18 protein-coding genes are annotated in these 17,063 nt (G+C 69.4%); 9 read left to right on the top strand and 9 right to left on the bottom strand.

The window, feature by feature from the left end:
- The first annotated feature begins 29 nt into the window (after positions 1-29).
- Positions 30-1,412, top strand: a complete 1,383-nt coding sequence (locus tag OG906_RS17440; protein ID WP_329443879.1) for a serine hydrolase domain-containing protein — start codon at positions 30-32, stop codon at positions 1,410-1,412.
- A 12-nt stretch (positions 1,413-1,424) separates the two neighbouring features.
- On the opposite strand, the gene OG906_RS17435 is transcribed toward OG906_RS17440, so the two are convergent.
- From OG906_RS17435 to OG906_RS17425, 3 genes are all read right to left on the bottom strand, one after another.
- Positions 1,425-2,600, bottom strand: coding sequence for a winged helix DNA-binding domain-containing protein (locus OG906_RS17435; protein ID WP_329443877.1), 1,176 nt, complete (start codon positions 2,598-2,600; stop codon positions 1,425-1,427).
- Positions 2,601-2,662: 62 nt separating this feature from the next.
- Complete coding sequence (locus OG906_RS17430; protein WP_329443876.1) at positions 2,663-3,127, bottom strand: GNAT family N-acetyltransferase; 465 nt, start codon at positions 3,125-3,127, stop codon at positions 2,663-2,665.
- A 17-nt stretch (positions 3,128-3,144) separates the two neighbouring features.
- Positions 3,145-4,041 carry a GNAT family N-acetyltransferase gene (locus OG906_RS17425; RefSeq protein WP_329443874.1) on the bottom strand — a complete coding sequence of 299 codons (897 nt, stop codon included), beginning with the start codon at positions 4,039-4,041 and terminating at the stop codon, positions 3,145-3,147.
- Positions 4,042-4,282: 241 nt separating this feature from the next.
- Between OG906_RS17425 and OG906_RS17420 the strand changes: the two genes are divergently transcribed.
- Together OG906_RS17420 and OG906_RS17415 are read left to right on the top strand one after the other, a co-directional pair.
- Entirely contained in the window at positions 4,283-4,933 is a 651-nt protein-coding gene (locus OG906_RS17420) for an HAD family hydrolase (RefSeq protein ID WP_329443872.1), read from the top strand.
- A gap of 87 nt (positions 4,934-5,020) precedes the next feature.
- Positions 5,021-6,262: a globin domain-containing protein gene (locus OG906_RS17415; protein ID WP_402302449.1), complete on the top strand. Its 1,242-nt coding sequence runs from the start codon at positions 5,021-5,023 to the stop codon at positions 6,260-6,262.
- Positions 6,263-6,295: 33 nt separating this feature from the next.
- Here OG906_RS17415 and OG906_RS17410 read toward each other — a convergent pair whose 3' ends face one another.
- The 5 genes from OG906_RS17410 to OG906_RS17390 form a co-directional block, all read right to left on the bottom strand.
- The gene (locus tag OG906_RS17410; RefSeq protein WP_053683995.1) at positions 6,296-6,775 is read right to left on the bottom strand and encodes an NUDIX domain-containing protein; all 480 of its coding nucleotides are present in this window, start codon (positions 6,773-6,775) and stop codon (positions 6,296-6,298) included.
- A 72-nt stretch (positions 6,776-6,847) separates the two neighbouring features.
- Entirely contained in the window at positions 6,848-7,753 is a 906-nt protein-coding gene (locus OG906_RS17405) for a LysR family transcriptional regulator (protein ID WP_329443869.1), read from the bottom strand.
- 176 nt (positions 7,754-7,929) lie between these two features.
- Positions 7,930-9,162 (bottom strand): cystathionine gamma-lyase, encoded by a 1,233-nt coding sequence (locus tag OG906_RS17400; protein ID WP_443067394.1) that lies wholly within the window; start codon positions 9,160-9,162, stop codon positions 7,930-7,932.
- On the bottom strand, positions 9,084-9,584 hold the full coding sequence (locus OG906_RS17395) for a low molecular weight protein-tyrosine-phosphatase (RefSeq protein WP_329443865.1): 501 nt from the start codon (positions 9,582-9,584) through the stop codon (positions 9,084-9,086). Before OG906_RS17395 ends, OG906_RS17400 begins: the two co-directional genes overlap by 79 nt.
- Before the next feature lie 11 nt (positions 9,585-9,595).
- Positions 9,596-9,976, bottom strand: a complete 381-nt coding sequence (locus OG906_RS17390) for a phage holin family protein (protein WP_329443863.1) — start codon at positions 9,974-9,976, stop codon at positions 9,596-9,598.
- An 87-nt stretch (positions 9,977-10,063) separates the two neighbouring features.
- Here OG906_RS17390 and OG906_RS17385 point away from each other — a divergent pair, with 87 nt between their 5' ends.
- The 4 genes from OG906_RS17385 to OG906_RS17370 all read left to right on the top strand — a co-directional run bounded on the left by OG906_RS17385 (position 10,064) and on the right by OG906_RS17370 (position 12,311).
- On the top strand, positions 10,064-10,381 hold the full coding sequence (locus tag OG906_RS17385; RefSeq protein WP_267799043.1) for a cupin domain-containing protein: 318 nt from the start codon (positions 10,064-10,066) through the stop codon (positions 10,379-10,381).
- Between the two features lie 132 nt (positions 10,382-10,513).
- Positions 10,514-10,741 carry a DUF5326 family protein gene (locus OG906_RS17380; RefSeq protein ID WP_385636373.1) on the top strand — a complete coding sequence of 76 codons (228 nt, stop codon included), beginning with the start codon at positions 10,514-10,516 and terminating at the stop codon, positions 10,739-10,741.
- A 253-nt stretch (positions 10,742-10,994) separates the two neighbouring features.
- Positions 10,995-11,765 carry an IclR family transcriptional regulator gene (locus OG906_RS17375; protein ID WP_392893659.1) on the top strand — a complete coding sequence of 257 codons (771 nt, stop codon included), beginning with the start codon at positions 10,995-10,997 and terminating at the stop codon, positions 11,763-11,765.
- A 96-nt stretch (positions 11,766-11,861) separates the two neighbouring features.
- On the top strand, positions 11,862-12,311 hold the full coding sequence (locus OG906_RS17370; protein ID WP_267802101.1) for an SsgA family sporulation/cell division regulator: 450 nt from the start codon (positions 11,862-11,864) through the stop codon (positions 12,309-12,311).
- A 63-nt stretch (positions 12,312-12,374) separates the two neighbouring features.
- On the opposite strand, the gene OG906_RS17365 is transcribed toward OG906_RS17370, so the two are convergent.
- Complete coding sequence (locus OG906_RS17365; protein WP_443067393.1) at positions 12,375-13,766, bottom strand: YibE/F family protein; 1,392 nt, start codon at positions 13,764-13,766, stop codon at positions 12,375-12,377.
- A gap of 212 nt (positions 13,767-13,978) precedes the next feature.
- Between OG906_RS17365 and thiC the strand changes: the two genes are divergently transcribed.
- Together thiC and OG906_RS17355 are read left to right on the top strand one after the other, a co-directional pair.
- Positions 13,979-15,766, top strand: a complete 1,788-nt coding sequence (gene thiC, locus OG906_RS17360) for a phosphomethylpyrimidine synthase ThiC (RefSeq protein ID WP_267802102.1) — start codon at positions 13,979-13,981, stop codon at positions 15,764-15,766.
- A 138-nt stretch (positions 15,767-15,904) separates the two neighbouring features.
- Positions 15,905-16,954 (top strand): aldo/keto reductase, encoded by a 1,050-nt coding sequence (locus OG906_RS17355; protein WP_329448049.1) that lies wholly within the window; start codon positions 15,905-15,907, stop codon positions 16,952-16,954.
- Positions 16,955-17,063 lie beyond the last annotated feature (109 nt).

Below are 17,063 nucleotides of genomic sequence, written 5' to 3'. Positions count from 1 at the left end.
GGGGTGCATGGCCTGAGAGCCTGGGGATCATGGACACTCTTTCCGAAGACCTGGAACTGCTTCCCGCCACCCGACGCGCGCTGAGGCACCGGATCGCCGTCGCCCAGCGCGACGGGCGCGCGCCCTCGGTCGTGGCGGCCGTCGCTCGGGGTGGTGAGGTGGTCTGGGAGGGGTCTCGTACGAGTGTCGAGGGCCATGGCCCCGACGGGGACGTGCAGTACCGGATCGGTTCGATCACCAAGACGTTCACCGCCGTGCTGGTGATGCGGCTGCGGGACGAGGGTCTGCTGAGCCTCGGGGATCCGGTGGAGAAGTACCTGCCGGGGACGGGCGTCGGCGAGGTGACGGTACGGCAACTATTGGCCCACACGGCGGGGTTGGCCGCCGAGACACCGGGTGAGTGGTGGGAGCGGACTCCGGCCGCCCTGCGCCCGGGGCTCTCCGACGTCCTGGGAGAGCGGCCCCTGCTCCACGCGCCCGGCACCCGGTTCCACTACTCGAACCCGGGCTACACGCTGCTGGGATCCCTGGTGGAGGCCCTGCGGGGGATGTCGTGGGAGGAGGCGCTCCGGGCCGAGGTGTTGGAGCCGCTCGGGCTGGACCGTACGACGGCGGCGCCGAAGGCTCCGCACGCGGGCGGCTGGGCGGTCCATCCGTGGGCGGACGTGATGATGCCCGAACCGTCGGAGGACCTGGGTCTGATGGCCTCGGCGGGCCAACTCTGGTCCACGACGCGGGACCTGGCCAGGTTCGCGATGTTCCTCGTGCGGGGTGACGAGCGGGTGCTGAGCAGCGAGTCGCTGCGGGAGATGCGTACATCGGCCGCCCCGACGGAGGGTGTCGCCGAGCCCGGTTACGGGTTCGGACTCCAGCTGATGGACGGCTCCGGGCGCAGACTCGTGGGGCACGGGGGGTCGCTGCCCGGCTTCGTCGCGGGGCTGTGGTTGAGCGAGACGGACGACGTGGCGGCGGTGGTGCTGGCCAACTGCACGTCGGGCCTGGCGGCGACGACGGTGGCCGTGGACCTGGTGGCGATCGTGGCGGAGGCGGAGCCCCGGTTCCCGGAGCCGTGGCGGCCCTTCCGCGAGGCCGATCCGGTGGCGCTGGACCTCTGCGGCCCCTGGTACTGGGGTACCTCGGCCCAGGTGGTCCGGTTGACCGCCGACGGGATCCTGGAGTTGGCACCGGTCGGGGCGACGGGTCGTACCGCTCGCTTCCGCGCCGAGTCGGACGGGAGCTGGACGGGCCTCAACGGCTATTACGCGGGAGAGACGCTCCGGGCGGTACGCGGGGCGGACGGTTCCGTGAGCCATCTCGACCTGGGCTCCTTCGTGTTCACGCGGGAGCCGTACGACGCCCAGGCCCCGGTGCCCGGTGGGGTGGACCCGCAGGGTTGGCGAGGCATCGGCTGAGCACCCCGGCTCCTATGCCACCAGCTCTCGTTCCAATGGAGTGCGGAAGCGAGGGGTGATGCGCGCGTCGCCGATCCATTCCGAGAGGCGGGCGGCCTCGGTGGTGACCGCCTCCCCGGCCGCGCGGCCGGGATCGCCCAGCAGCCGCCAGACGATCTCGCCGTCGGGTCGCTGGGCCCAACCGCCGATGATCTCGCCGTTCCACCAGACGGTGGGGCCGATGTTGCCCGCGTAGTCGAACAGGGCGCTCCGGTGGGCGGGATCGAGGTGGAAGCCGCGGTCGGCCCAGCCCATGGCGCTCGGGTCGAGCCCGGGCAACAGCGCTGCCCAGGGCTCGACGGCCGGCTCGGGTCCGATGTCACCGGGGCTGACGAGGGCGCCGGTGCCGTCGTCGAGGCGGACGTGGTCGGGGCCGACGACGGCCAGGGCCTTGCGTACGTCGGTGAGGGTCCAGCCGGTCCACCACTTGAGGTCGGCTTCGGTGGCCGGCCCGTACGCGTGCAACCAGCGGCGGGCGATCTCGGCGCGCGCCTCGGCGGCCGGCACGGCCGGCCACGGGTCGGTGTGGACCCAGCGGTACTGGCTGGAGGTCCAGGAGCCGCGCGGGCGGTCACGGCGGATCCGGCCGTCCGCGGCCAGGAGCCTGATGACGCGGGTGGCGACACCGGTCTCGGTCTCGTACTTCTTGCCCCGGCCCACGGTGATCTTCTGCCGCAGAGCGGGCACGGCGGCGGAGAGTTGGCTGCCGGTGGAGGGGCCGAGCCGATCGAGGGCGTCGAGCGCGGCCATCTCGACGCGGGCGAGCCAGCCCGTGTCGAGACCCTGGCCGTCCTCGTCGAGGTGCTTGAGGAAGGTGCGGCGCTCCTTGGCGGCGATCCCCCGGGCCGTGGACGCGTCCACGTAAGGGGCCAGCTCGGCGGAGACGGCGAAGAGCGTGTTGCGCATGCTCAGCAGCCGTACGAGGCTCACGTCCTCATACAGCGCCTGCTCGACGGCCGCGGCACCCACCCCGGTGAGGCGGGCGCGGGCCGACAGGAACACGGTCGCGGCGTCGGTGGCGTGCAGGGCCACGACGGCGTCCGCGGCTTCGTGCACGCGGGTGGCGCGGGCCGAGGGAGCCAGCCGGTGCCGACGGCCGAGCCGGTGGCGGCGCTCGGCGGTGGTGACGAGGGGGAGGCTGGGGCTCATCCTCCCGATCGTAGGCCGGACCGCCGCGGACGGCCCGGCCATTCGGGGTTCGGTGCGGTCCGTCAGAGTGGGAGCTTGAATCCGACGTGGGAAGCGGTGAACCCGAGCCGCTCGTAGAAGCGGTGGGCGTCGACCCGCGTCACGTCCGAGGTGAGCTGGACCAACTGGCAGTTCTCCAGACGGGACTGCTCGATCGCCCACTCGATGAAACGGGTGCCCAGACCGCTGCCCCGTTCGTCGGCGTGGACGCGCACGCCTTCGATGATGGAGCGCGAGGCTCCCTTGCGGGAGAGTCCCGGGACGATGGTGAGCTGGAGCGTGCCCACGACCCGGTCCTCGCGTACGGCGACCACCAACCGCTGGTTGGGGTCGCCGTCGATGTGCTTGAGGGCCGCGATGTACGGGGCGAGATCGTCCGGGGACTCACGGGTCGCCCCCAGCGGGTCATCGGCGAGCATGGCGACGATGGCGGGCAGATCGGCCTCGGTGGCCGCCCTGATGGTGAGTTCGGCGGTGGTGTCGGTCATGTGTGGTGGTTCCTTCCTCAGCCCGCGGCGACGGTGAGCGGTGCCCAGCGTCGGGCCCAGTCACCGGGGAGACCGGGGATGTCGCGGGTCATGACGGCGTTGAAGGCGATCGAGGCGAGTCCGCGGTCCTTCAGCCAGGCGAGGAGCTCGTTGTGGCGAACGTCGACATCGGTGCGCAGGGGGCGTTCGGTGGTGGCGGCCAGCGCTGTCACGAGCGACTGGGCCACGAGGGTGTCCCGGGCGATCAGCGGGCCGATGACATGGGTCTCCATGTTGGGCCAGAGGGCCGCGTAGCCGATGAGTTCGCCGGTGCCGTCCTCGGCGACGAGCAGTCGATCCGCGAAAGCGGGCAGCCGCGTGATCATGTGCATGCGATCGGTACCGAACACCTCACTGTCCAGCCCGATGATCCGCCCGATGTCCTCGGCGGTGGCGGGCCTGATCGAGGTCGTTCCGGCGCCGGAACCCCTGGCCGTCGGCGGTTCCGCACGAAAGGTGCCCGTCAACATCTCGGCGCGGCCCGTGGTGTCGAAACCGAGCTCCTCGTAGAGCGGTCGGCCGTAGGGGGTGGCGTGGAGGGTGAGCGCGATGCCCTGGAGAACGTGGTCGCAGACGTGCGTCATGAGGCGGCGGCCGATGCCCTGACGCGCGTATCGGTCGGCCACGAGGACCATGCCGATGGCGGCGAGGTCCGGTGCGGCCGAGGTACCGCCGTATCGGGTGACCACGCAGGCCGCGGCGAGGCCGCGCCCGTCGGGGGCGTCGATGCCGTAGCCGTCCCCGGCGGCAAGGAGCAGCCCCCATTTGTGCTCCTCGCGGGGCCAGCCGCGGTCCTCGGAGAGGTCGGCGCAGCGACGGAGATCGTCCATGGCCAGCGCGCGGATCGGCAGGTCGGTGAGCTGTGGTGGTGTCACCCGACCAGACTGGATCATGAGTCGGTGGGGAGTCCAGAGGATTCCGGGAATCGGATCACGTGAGGACGCGGAGCGCGGGAGCGGGCGCCGGCGAGCGGTGCCAGGCGGACCGGGCGCGGATGTTTCACGTGAAACGGCTCGATGTCTCACGTGAAACGTGGCGCGATTCCGGTGACGACGGAGTTCGTTTCACGTGAAACACGGTGTTTCACGTGAAACACACCGGCTAGCCTCGACCGCTATGAAGCTTCTCCACCTTTTCGATCTCGACGGAACCCTGATGTACGGGTCGGCCGCGCTGGTGGAGATCTCCCGGCAACTGGGCGTGAGCGAGGAGATCGCCGAGCTTGAGCGAGCGTTCGCCGCGCGTGAGATCGGACCGCACCAGTTTTCCGTCGCCGCCCACGCGCTGTGGGCGGGATTGACGTCCGAGCACGTCAGGGCCGCCTTCGACGGTTCGCCGTGGTTGGCGGGGATCCGGGAGGTCTGGCAGGAGATCCGGGAGCGCGGGGACCACTGCGCGGTGATCTCCCTGTCACCGTCCTTCTTCGTGGAACTGCTGCTGGAGTGGGGCGCGGACGCCGCGCACGGCTCGCTCTATCCGGAGGTGCCGTTCACCCGCCCCCTGGATGTGGCGGGGATCCTGACGCCCGAGCTGAAGGTCGATGTCGCGGACCGACTGTGCGCCCGGTTCGGGGTGACCCGGAGTGACTGCGTGGCCTACGGGGATTCCTTGACCGACGCGGTGCTTTTCGAGGCGGTGCCGAGGTCCGTGGCGGTCAATGCCAGGCCGTATCTGGCGGAACGCGCGACGTACGTCTATGAGGGTCGGGATCTCCGCGAGGCTTACCAGCTTCTGGGGTCGTCGCGCCCGGGAGTTCAGGCATCTTAAGGGGAAAGGGGGTTCGAAACTCGGAATTTCCCCATTCCCGCGCAGTGTTCTTGGGTGGCCGGCACGCTGTGAAGCCCGGAACCACGGATTCGAGGCCGTGGCGTGTGCAGACCTACCGAGATTCTCGAAGCGAGGCACCGCATGGACGCTCCGTCCACCAGATCGGCAAGACGGCGGACGGGCCGGATACCGTCCGGGGAAGGTGAGGTCGAGCCGTCCCCCGATGCCGTGCTCATCCGCCGGACCCTGGCGGAGATCGCGCCCGTCGCCGACCGAGTGACTTCGTACTTCTACGCCCTCGTGTTCACCGGGCACCCCGAGGTGCGGGGCATGTTCCCCGTGGCCATGGACACCCAGCGCGACCGCCTGCTGAAAGCCTTGCTGACCGCCGCCGAGCACATCGACGACCCGGATGTGCTCGGCCCGTATCTGCGCCGCCTGGGTACCGGCCACCGCAAGTACGGCACGATGGCGGGCCACTATCCCGTGGTGGGCGAGGCGCTGTTGGGCGCCCTGGCCCGCTACGCCGAGCTGACGTGGGGGCCGGAGACCGAGGCTGCGTGGGTGCGGGCGTACACGGCGATCTCCCAGATCATGATCGACGCGGCGTCCGAGGACGAGATCAAGGCACCGGCCTGGTGGCACGCGGAAGTGGTCTCCCACGACCTGCGCACCTCGGACATCGCGGTGCTGACCGTCCGGCCCGACCAGCCGTATCCGTTCGTCGCCGGGCAGTACACGAGCCTGGAGACCCCGTGGTGGCCCCGGGTGTGGCGGCACTACTCCTTCGCCTCCGCCCCGCGCGCGGACGGCTTGCTGTCCTTCCACGTCAAGGCCGTTCCGGCGGGTTGGGTCTCCAACGCCCTGGTACGGCATGCCCGGCCGGGCGACGTGCTGCGCCTGGGCCCTCCGGCCGGTTCGATGGTGGTGGACCACACGACCGACAACGGGATGCTCTGCCTGGGCGGCGGTACGGGGATCGCCCCGATCAAGGCACTGATCGAGGACGTGGCCGAACACGGGGAACGACGCCCGATGGAGGTCTTCTTCGGTGCGCGAAGTGATCACGACCTGTACGACAAGGACACCCTGCTCGGACTGCAGCGCTCGCACCCCTGGCTGTCGGTGCGTCCCGTGATCGGCGGCGGGCTGGACGGACAACTGCCGCAGGCGGTCGGAGAGCACGGGCCGTGGAGTTCGTACGACGCGTTCATCTCGGGCCCGCCCGCGATGATCCGCAGTGGTGTGGACGCGCTCAAGCGGATCGGGATTCCCGGGGAGCGGATCCGCTACGACGCCGTGGAGGAGCTGGCGGGCGTCGGGGGCTGAGACCGCGGGACGCCTGCCGGCTCGTCGAGGGGCTCAGCCCAGGTCGGCGGCGTGCATGGCGCGCACGCCTTCGATGTTGCCGTCGAGGTAGTGGCGCAGGGACAGCGGGACGAGATGCACGGCGGCGATGCCGACCCGGCTGAACGGCACGCGGACGATCTCGTATTCGCCTTCGGGCTCGTCGATCTCGGGGCCGTGGCGTTGGTCCGGGTCCATGGATTCGAGGTGGCAGACGAAGAAGTGCTGCACCTTCACGCCGGTGACGCCGCCATCGGCGATGTGCTCGACGGTGTCGACGAAGCAGGGGACCACATCGGTGATCTTCGCACCGAGTTCTTCGTGGACCTCGCGATGGAGGGCGTCGACGACGGTGGCGTCCGAGGACTCCACTCCACCGCCTGGGGTGAGCCAGTACGGGTCGACGCCGGGCCTGGTGCGCTTGATGAGGATCAGGTCGTCACCGTCGAGCAGGATCGCGCGGGCGGTGCGTTTGACCACGGGGCGTTCGGTCATGGGAGAAGAGTGGCCCAGACTTCCGCTTCTGAAACGCGGGCCCGGGAAACGGACGGTTTCGGGCGGGGCGGCTCACCAGTCCGCGGCCGAGTGCAGGAGCCGGTCGTGGGCCCGGGCGAGATGGGCGAGGGCCAGGCTCCCGGTGCGTACGACGAGGAACCAGGTGCGCAGGGGTGGCAGGGCGGGCTCCAGCAGCGAGACGATCCGACGGCTGTCGAGGGCGTCCTGGCACAGGTAGCGGGGCAGGACGGCGAGTCCCGCGCCGGCGCGGACGCACTCCAGCACCGCCCTCAGGTCGGGTGCGATCACGGTGGCGGCGGTGTCGGGCAGGCTGTCGAACACGGCGGCCCAGTAGCGGGTGACGAGGGGCAGGCTCTCGTGGACCTCGACCACGGGGATGCCGTCGAGGGCGGCGCTCGCGCCGGCCCCCTTCTCGCGCAGCGATTCCGGATCGACGAGTGCGGCCCAGTAGGGAGCCGCGACCAGGACCTGTTCCTCGTCGCAGAGGGCGGTGGCGGTGAACAGGGAGCCGCGCGGCCGAGCTGTCGTGACGATGAGGTCGTGCTGTCCTGAGGCCAGGCCGTCGAAGTTCTCCTCGGCATCGGGGCTCAGGGCGGTGCGCAGGGTCTGACCCTGGCCGACCAGCGGTGCGAGGGCGGGGAGCACGCGCAGGCTCAGGAACTCGGGAGGCCCGGCGACGTGCAGCGTGCGTAAGCCCCCGGTTGCCTCCCGTTCGGTCTCGGCGATCCGGAGCAGTGCGTCCAGGTGCGGGGCGGCTTTGTGCGCGAGTTCGTCCCCGACGGCCGTGGGGGTGACTCCCCGGGCGCGGCGGTGGAACAGCGGTCGCCCCAGCTGGCGTTCGAGGGTGCGTATCTGTGAGGTGACGGCCGGCTGGGACAACCCGAGGAGCGTGGCGGCCCGGGTGAACGAGCCCGCTCGGTGCACGGCGACGAAGGTACGCAGCAGGGCCAGGTCCATGAGGGCCCCTCTCGGTGGGGGCCTTCAACTATAAATATCCCGATAGGCCCCTGCCGTTACCGTGATTGGACTCTGACAGAGAGTCAACTAGCCTTGTCGACGTGGTTCTTCGCACATGGAACCCGAGGCGGTCCGAGCCACCAGGGGGGAGGCTCGGACCGCCTTCTCCTTGCCGTTCAGTGGCCCTGACCGGCGGAGTCGAGGGCCCGCAACACATCGGCGACCAGGTCCTCGGTGTCCTCGGCCCCGGCGGAGAAGCGGATGAAGCCCTCCGGCACGGCGTCGCCGCCCCACCGTCCACGCCGCTCGGCCGTGGACCGTACTCCTCCGAAACTCGTGGCGTCCTCGACCAGTCGCAGGGCGGCCATGAAGCGTTCCGCCCGTTCGCGGTCCGCCAGGGTGAAGGAGACCACCGAGCCGAAGCCCTGCATCTGTCGGGCCGCCGTCTTGTGCGACGGGTCCGAGGGGAGGCCCGGGTAGCGCAGTCCGCTCACGTCGTCGCGGTCGGCGAGCGCTTCGGCGACGGCCAGGGCGTTGGCCCACTGACGCTGGGCGCGCAACTGGATGGTGGCGAGGGACCGGTGGGCGAGCCAGGCCTCCATGGGACCGGGGATCGCACCGACGATCTTGCGCCAGCGGCGGACGGCCGCCGCGAGATCGGGATCGAGGCACACCACATAGCCCAGGAGGAGATCGCCGTGGCCGGTGAGTCCCTTGGTGCCGCTGGCGACGGAGAAGTCCGCGCCGAGCTCCAGGGGCCGCTGCCCGAGCGGCGTGGCGAGGGTGTTGTCGACGGCGACCAGCGTTCCGCCGGCGTGCGCGGCGGCCACGAGGCGCCGTACGTCACACACGTCGAGCCCCGGGTTGGAGGGGGTCTCGATCCACAGCAGCCGGGCCCCGTCGAGCTCGGCCAGCTGGGCTTCGTTCGCGGTCGGGGCGGTGCGCACGTGGATTCCGTACGCCTCCAACTGCTCGCGGAGCAGCGGCAGGGCCTGGTAGCCGTCGTCGGGAAGGACGACGGTGTCGCCGGTGCGTGCCTGGGAGAGCAGGACGGCGGAGATCGCGGCCATGCCGGAGGCGAAGACGATCGTCTCGACACCGCTGCGGCCGGGCGCCTCCAGTTCCCCGATGGCCCTCTCCAGCAGGGTCCAGGTGGGGTTGGTGTCGCGGCCGTAGGTGTACGGGCCTTCGACGTCGCCGGGCAGGTGGAAGTGCGCGGCGAACACCGGCCCGGGCAGGGTCGGCTCGTTCTTGACGGGTTCGGGCAGGCCGGCGCGGACGGCCCGGGTGCCGTCGCCGTACCCGTCGGTTCCGGGGGTGTGCGGATCGTTCACGGGTTGGGCTCCTTTACCGCCGCGCGTACGGCGTTCAGCAGGCCGGGGCTCGCGGCCTCGACCAGTTCCAGGCATTCCTCGAAACCGTCGAGAGAGCCGTAATAGGGGTCCGGTACGTCCGGTCCGTCGTCCCGCACGGCGCGGGCATCGGGGTCGTGGGAACGCAGCAGCCGCACCTTGGCGGCGTCCTCGGGGGTGGGGGCGAGCGCCCGCAGCTCCCGCAGGTGACCGGCGTCGAGTGCGATGACGAGGTCGAGTCGCTCGAACCACGAGGCCTGGAACTGTCGGGCCCGGTGGTCCAGCGCATACCCGGCGGCCTCCAGCACGGATATGGCGCGCGGGTCGGCGCCGTCGCCCTCGTGCCACCCACCGGTGCCGGCGCTGTCCACCGCGATCCGGTGGGCGAGCCCCGCTTCGGCGACGTGGGCGCGGAAAACGGCCTCGGCCATGGGAGAGCGGCAGATGTTGCCCGTGCAGACGAAGCACACGCGGTACATGGGCCATCCGTTCAGTTCTTGTCGGGCAGGGCCAGGTTCACGGCCCAGGAGACGAGGGAGATGATCAGACCACCCACGAGGGCGGTCCAGAAGCCGTCGACGTGGAAGCTGAGGTCGAACTGCTTGGCAAGCCAGGAGGTCAGCAGCAACATCAAGGCGTTCACGACGAGGGTGAAGAGGCCGAGGGTGAGGACGAACAAGGGGAGTGAGAGCAACTTCACCACGGGCTTGACGATGAAGTTGACCAGGCCGAAGACCAGGGCGACCAGGATCAGGGTGATCGCGCGTCGGCCCGTGCTGCTGCCGTCGTCGAGCGTGATGCCGGCCAGCAACCAGATGGCGACGGCCAGGGCCGCCGCGTTCGCGAGCGTCTTGATTACGAAATTCGTCATGTGCCCGATCGTTGCAGAGAAGATCCTGGCGGGACATCGGCAGATCAGCGGATCCCGCGGCACCACGGAGCAAGGGGTAGAGGAACGATGAAGGTCTTCCGGCTGGATGAACTCGAATCGGAGCGGGCCGCCAACGACGGCGCCTATCTCCAGTTCCTGCGGGAGCGGAACATGTCGGTCGGTCTGTACGCGCTGGACGCGGGGCAGAGCGACCCGCAGCAGCCGCACCGGCAGGACGAGGTGTACTACGTGGTGAGCGGCCGGGCCTCGATCACGGTCGGGGAGGAGACCGAGACGGTGGCCAACGGCAGCGTCGTCTACGTGCCGGCCGGAGTGCCGCACAGGTTCCACCACATCACCGAGCCGCTCAAGGTGTTGGTGGTGTTCTCCCCGCCGGAGGGCTGAAGGCGAGGGTCGGGCCCCTGATCCCCCTAGGGGTCGGATCAGGGGGTTCCGGGGGCTCGCGGGGCCCCGTTCGAAGTCGTGGCCTCCTAGCATCGAGAGCAGGAAGTCACGGACGAGGAAGAGGTAGGGGACATGGACGGGATCCGAGCGATGTTCGAGGGCATGCCGTGGTGGGTCAAGTGGATCGCCGTTCCCCTGCTGGCTCTGCTCGTCTTCGGCGGTGTGATCACGACCGTTCTCGGCACGCTGATCGCGCTCGTCTTCAAGCTGCTGCTCTTCGTCGCCCTGGTCGGCGGTCTGATCTTCGTGGTCAAGAAGTTCACCGGCGCCGGTTCGAAGTCCTCCTCTCGGGACTGGTAGGACAACCGGATCGACCGTCACCGGGATTGAGCCAGGAGGGGGAACGTGACGCGTGAAACCGTCCATACCCCAGGAATCGGCGGATAGAGTGGCAATCTGTGCCGTTCCCGGGGCACCGAAAAGCCGGTACGGCCGCTCTGACCCGCGGCTATGACGCATAGCCGACACGTGTGACCCCCAGGATCACGGCATGTGCGGGGGTGGCCCCCGCAGAGCGGGCCCTCAAGGCCCGCGCCATGCCTGGGGGTGAGCTTTGTCTTCGGTTCCCAATTCCGCTGTACCGACTCTGATCGGTTCGGTGCAGCGGGCGCTGAGACTGCTCGAAGCCGTGGCCTCCCACAGCGGGGGAGCGCCGGCGAAGCAACTGGCGCGCGAAGCCGGGCTCCCGCTTCCCACCGCGTATCACCTGCTGCGCACCCTGACCCACGAGGGCTATCTGCGCAGGGAGGGCGGAGTCTTCGTACTCGGTGATGCCGCGGGCCGGCTGGCCGTCGGAGGGCTTCAGCAGAAACGTCGCAGCATGATCCTCGATTCGCTCGCCCACTTCCGCGACGCCGTGGGGGCTCCCGTCTACTTCGCGGTTTTCCGCGAGGGTGAGATCGAGGTCGTGGGTGTCTCGGACACCCCGTCCAGCCCGGCGTGCGAGGAGTGGGCGGACTTCCGTGAGACCGGCCACGCTCACGCCATCGGCCAGTGCCTGTTGGGCCAGCTCGACGACGATACGCGCAAGGACTACTACGAGCGGCACCCGGTTGAGCCCATCACCCCGTACACGGTGCGGGACATGCGCTCCCTGGAGCAGCGCATCGGATCCCTGGGGCGGATGCAGCCGGTTGTCGAGCGGCAGGAGTACTCCCTCGGCACGGTGTGCGCGGCCATCCCGATCACGGCGGGTGACACCGCCGCGACGATGGCCATTTCTCTCCCCCTGCACCAAGAGGGCGAGTTGCTCTATGTAGTCAATCGACTACGGAGTGAAGTAGGCGCGCTGTTGAGCACCCTCTCCTTCTCTATCAGTATCTGAAAACTCACTCCTTGTGATCTGCAAGCACTTCCACCACTCTTGTCAAGAGGCCTAGAGGGACCATTCCTGGCCACTTCCATGACAGCGGGGTAGGCAATGCGCGAGTCCGTACAGGCAGAGGTCATGATGAAGTTCCTCGTCTCCGAGGAGCTTTCGTTCCGCATCCCGGTGGAACTCCGGTACGACGCTCACGACCCCTACGCGGTGCGCCTGACCTTCCACCTCCCCGGAGACGCCCCTGTGACCTGGGCATTCGGCCGAGAACTGCTCCTCGACGGCATCAACAAGGCCTGCGGGGAAGGTGATGTGCACATCTCTCCCACCGAGCCGGAAGAGCTGTCCGATGTGCACATCCGTCTGCAGGTCGGTGGAGACCGGGCGCTGTTCCGTGCCGGCGCGGCGCCGCTCGTCGCGTTCCTCGACCGGACCGACCGGCTCGTTCCGCTCGGTCAGGAGCGCACTCTGAGTGACTTCGAGGGAAACCTCGACGAGGCGCTCGGCAAGATCCTGGACGAATCCCAGCAGAACGAGCGGAACGCGGGCTGAGAGACTGCCCCGTTCGCCGCGCTCACCACCCGCCGTTGCCCCGGTCCGGTCCGACCCCGACGGTCAGCGCTTGCGCCGCCGTCCCCTGCCTCCACGTACCGGCCCCGCGGCCGGCGTGGTGTCCGGAGCGCCCGGGCGGTCGGCGGAGACCACCAGAGCGGCCAGTGCCGTGGTGACCGGTACCGAGGCCACGAGCCCGATCGAGCCCACGAGGGTCCGTACGATCTCCTCCGCGACCAGTTCGCTGTTGGCGACCGACCCCATGCTGCTGTTCGCGATCGAGAACAGCAGGAGCAGGGGCAGCGCCGCGCCCGCGTAAGCCAGTACCAGCGTGTTGACCACGGACGCGATGTGGTCGCGGCCGATCCGGATGCCCGCCCGGTACAGGGCTCGCGGGCCCATCTTCGGGTCGGCCTGGTGGAGTTCCCAGACGGCCGAGGTCTGGGTGACCGTCACGTCGTCGAGGACGCCGAGGGAACCGATGATCACGCCTGCGAGCAACAGGCCGCTCATGTCGATCTCCGGGTAAAGACCGTGGATCAGGCCGGTGTTGTCGTCGGTGTTGCCGCTGAGGAACGCCCAGCCGATGAACCAGGACCCCAACAGGCCGATCAGCAGGAGCGAGACGAGCGTGCCGAGGACGGCGACCGAGGTGCGCGCGGTCAGCCCGTGGCACATGTAGAGGGCGATCAGCATGATCGCGCTGGCCCCGATGACCGCGACGAGCAGGGGGTTGGATCCCTGGAGGATCGCCGGGAGGATGAAGAGGGTCAGGACGGTGAAGCTGACGGCGAGCGCGATCAGCGCGAACAGCCCACGCATCCGCCCGACGACGACGACCGCGATGGCGAAGATCCCGGCGAGCAGCGCCATCGGGAACTTCCGATTGACATCGATCACGGAGTACTGGAGGTCCCGGGGGGCGTCCGGGGCGTACGCGACCACCACTTCCTGATCCTTCGCCAACTGGCGCGGAGCGCCGGGCTGGACGATCTCGAAGAAGGTCCGGCCCTGGTCGGGGCCGCCGGTGACCTCGATGGTGGCCTTCTTGCACTGACCGGTCTGCGCGGCCTGGGCCTCCCGGCCCTCGGGGGTCGAGGTGTCGCCCGTGGAGGGCACCTGCGAGGCGTTCACCGACTTGCAGTCGACCTGCGCCAGGGTGACGACCTTCCCCTGCTGGGTCTGGCGGTCGAACCCGACGCCGGTCCGCTCGTGGGCGGGGGCACCCCCCGGCCAGAGGATCACCATGCCGATGAAGACCGCGGTGGCGAAGGGGATCAGTACGGCCGCGATGACCTTGCGCAGGTGCTTGGAAACGGGAGCGGCCGGGCCGTGGCTGTGGCTGTGGGAATGTCCGTGGGAGGGGCTTGGCACATGCCCGTAGGGGGCGTGTTCGTGGCCGGTGTGACCGGTGTGCTCAACGGGTTCGGTGGGGGGCTGCGGCGAGGTCGTCACCGGCCGATCATCGCAAGAGATGAGGGGGCCCACTGTTCAGCACGCCACAGATGACGCTAGCGTGGGGGCACCTTTGCACAACGCGGGAGCTCGGAGCACCGGGCTGAGAGGGCGCTGATCACCGTACGCACGTCGTCACGACGTACGGGAAGAGGCTGCGTCGACCGCCGAACCTGTTACCGGGTAATGCCGGCGTAGGGAGATCAGGTCTCATGACCATTCAGGACGCACGCACGCCTGCCGTCAGCCAGGACGCCGACGGCCAGACCGAGCGCCAGCCCGGCTGGCACAAGGGATACCTGGCGGGCTCCCGGCCCGACATCCGGGTGCCGGTCCGCCAGGTCCACCTCACCAACGGCAAGGACGTGACGCTCTACGACACGTCCGGTCCGTACACCGACCCTCAGATCGAGACGGACGTCCGTCGGGGTCTCGCTCCCCTCCGCGAGAACTGGATCATCGGTCGCGGCGACACCGAGGAGTACTCGGGCCGTCCCGTGCGCCCCGAGGACGACGGCATCAAGCACACGTCGCCCCGCGGCGGTCTCAAGAACCTCGACGCGGTCTTCCCGGGCCGGCCCCGTCAGCCCCGGCGGGGTCGTGGCGGCGCCGCCGTCACGCAGCTCGCGTACGCACGACGGGGCGAGATCACCCCGGAGATGGAGTACGTCGCGATCCGCGAGAACGTCTCCCCCGAGGTCGTCCGTGAGGAGATCGCGGCAGGTCGCGCGGTGCTTCCGGCGAACGTGAACCACCCGGAGATCGAGCCGATGATCATCGGCAAGCGCTTCCTGGTGAAGGTCAACGCCAACATCGGCAACTCGGCGGTCACCTCCTCCATCGAGGAGGAGGTGGACAAGATGACCTGGGCGACCAAGTGGGGCGCCGACACGGTCATGGACCTCTCCACCGGCCGCAACATCCACACCACGCGTGAGTGGGTGCTGCGCAACTCCCCCGTCCCGATCGGCACCGTGCCGCTGTACCAGGCGCTGGAGAAGGTCGACGGCCGTGCCGAGGACCTGACGTGGGAGATCTACAAGGACACGGTCATCGAGCAGGCCGAACAGGGCGTCGACTACATGACGGTGCACGCCGGCGTGCTGCTGCCGTACGTGCCGCTGACCGCCCGTCGCAAGACCGGCATCGTCTCGCGCGGCGGCTCGATCATGGCGGCGTGGTGCCTCGCGCACCACAAGGAGAACTTCCTCTACACGAACTTCGAGGAGCTCTGCGAGATCCTGGCGACGTACGACGTCACGTACTCGCTGGGTGACGGCCTGCGTCCCGGATCCATCGCCGACGCGAACGACGAGGCGCAGTTCGCCGAGTTGAGGACGTTGGGCGAGCTGAACACCATCGCCAAGCGGCACAACGTCCAGACGATGATCGAGGGCCCGGGCCACGTCCCGATGCACAAGATCAAGGAGAACATCGACCTTCAGCAGGAGATCTGCGAGGAGGCGCCGTTCTACACGCTCGGCCCGCTGACGACCGACGTCGCTCCCGCGTACGACCACATCACCTCCGGCATCGGCGCGGCCATGATCGCCTGGTGGGGCACCGCGATGCTCTGCTACGTGACGCCCAAGGAGCACCTGGGCCTGCCCAACCGGGACGACGTGAAGACCGGTGTCATCACGTACAAGATCTCCGCTCACGCGGCCGACCTGGCCAAGGGACATCCGGGCGCGCAGGAGTGGGACGACGCCCTGTCGGACGCCCGGTTCGAGTTCCGGTGGGAGGACCAGTTCAACCTGGCTCTCGACCCGGACACGGCCCGCTCCTTCCACGACGAGACCCTCCCGGCGGAGCCGGCCAAGACCGCGCACTTCTGCTCCATGTGCGGTCCCAAGTTCTGCTCGATGAAGATCTCCCAGGACATCCGCCGAGAGCACGGTGGTGACCTGAAGGCGGACGAGATCCAGGCGGGCATGGCGGAGAAGTCCGCCGAGTTCGCCGCCTCGGGCAACCGCGTCTACCTGCCGCTGGCGGACTGACGCAGGGCGCGGTGCCGCCGTTGTCCGGACCGGGGGGATCGGACAGCGGCGGCACCTTCGCCCGTCGGCGGTGACATTCGCACCTCGAATCCCTTGCGTTCGAGTGTGCTTCAACTCCTAGAGTCCACCGCCATGACCATGCGATACAGGAATCTGGGCGGGACCGGCATCGAGGTGAGTGCGCACTGCCTCGGCACGATGATGTTCGGGGCCGTGGGGAACCCGGATCACGAGGAGTGCGTACGGATCATCCACGCCGCGCTCGATCGGGGGATCAACTTCGTCGACACCGCGGACATGTACTCCGCGGGCGAGTCGGAGGTGATCGTCGGCAAGGCACTCAAGGGGCGTCGCGACGACGTCGTCCTCGCCACGAAGGTGCACTTCCAGATGGGGGAGGGACGCAACCGCAGCGGGAACTCGCGGCGGTGGATCGTCCGGGCCGTGGAGGACAGCCTGCGGAGGCTGGACACCGACTGGATCGACCTCTACCAGGTACACCGGCCCGACCACGGCACCGACGTCGAGGAGACCCTGGCGGTACTCGGTGACCTGGTGCGGGCCGGGAAGATCCGGGCCTTCGGGTGCTCCACCTTCCCCGCCGAGGAACTCGTCGAGGCGTACCACGTATCGGAGCGCCGAGCGTTGCCGAGGTTCCGCACGGAGCAGCCGCCGTACTCGATCCTCGCGCGCGGCATCGAGGCCGACGTGCTCCCCGTGGCCCGGCGCCAGGGGATGGGCGTCCTGACCTGGAGCCCGCTCGCGTCCGGATTCCTGAGCGGCAGGTACCGGCTCGGTGGACCGGTCGACCTCACGTCGGGGCGGGCGGCGCTGACGCCCGCCCGGTTCGATCCGGCGATTCCCGGCAACGTCGCGAAGCTGGAAGCCGTGGAACGGCTCGTCGAGTTGGCCGACGAGATCGGCTGCTCACTTCCGGAACTCGCTGTGGCCTTCCCGGTGGCGCACCCGGCCGTCACCTCGGTGATCATCGGTCCCCGCACCATGGAGCAGATGGAGTCGCTGGTCGATGGGGCGGGCCTGGTCCTCGACGACGCGGCGCTCGACCGGATCGACGAGATCGTGCCGCCGGGCCACAACCTCTACCAGCCCGACGGCGTCTGGCGCCCGACGGCGCTCACGGAGGTCGCGCAGCGGCGGCGGACGCTCGGGGACCGCTCGGCGGGTTAGGCGCCGGAGTCGTGCGATGTTTCACGTGAAACAGACCCGGATGTTTCACGTGAAACAGGCATCTCGGATCGGATGGGGGCGCGGGAGACGGCGGCCCGCGGTTGACCTC

This window comes from Streptomyces sp. NBC_01426 (genome assembly GCF_036231985.1).
In the GTDB taxonomy this organism is placed as follows: domain Bacteria; phylum Actinomycetota; class Actinomycetes; order Streptomycetales; family Streptomycetaceae; genus Streptomyces.
This window is presented reverse-complemented; position numbering and strand designations above follow the sequence as displayed.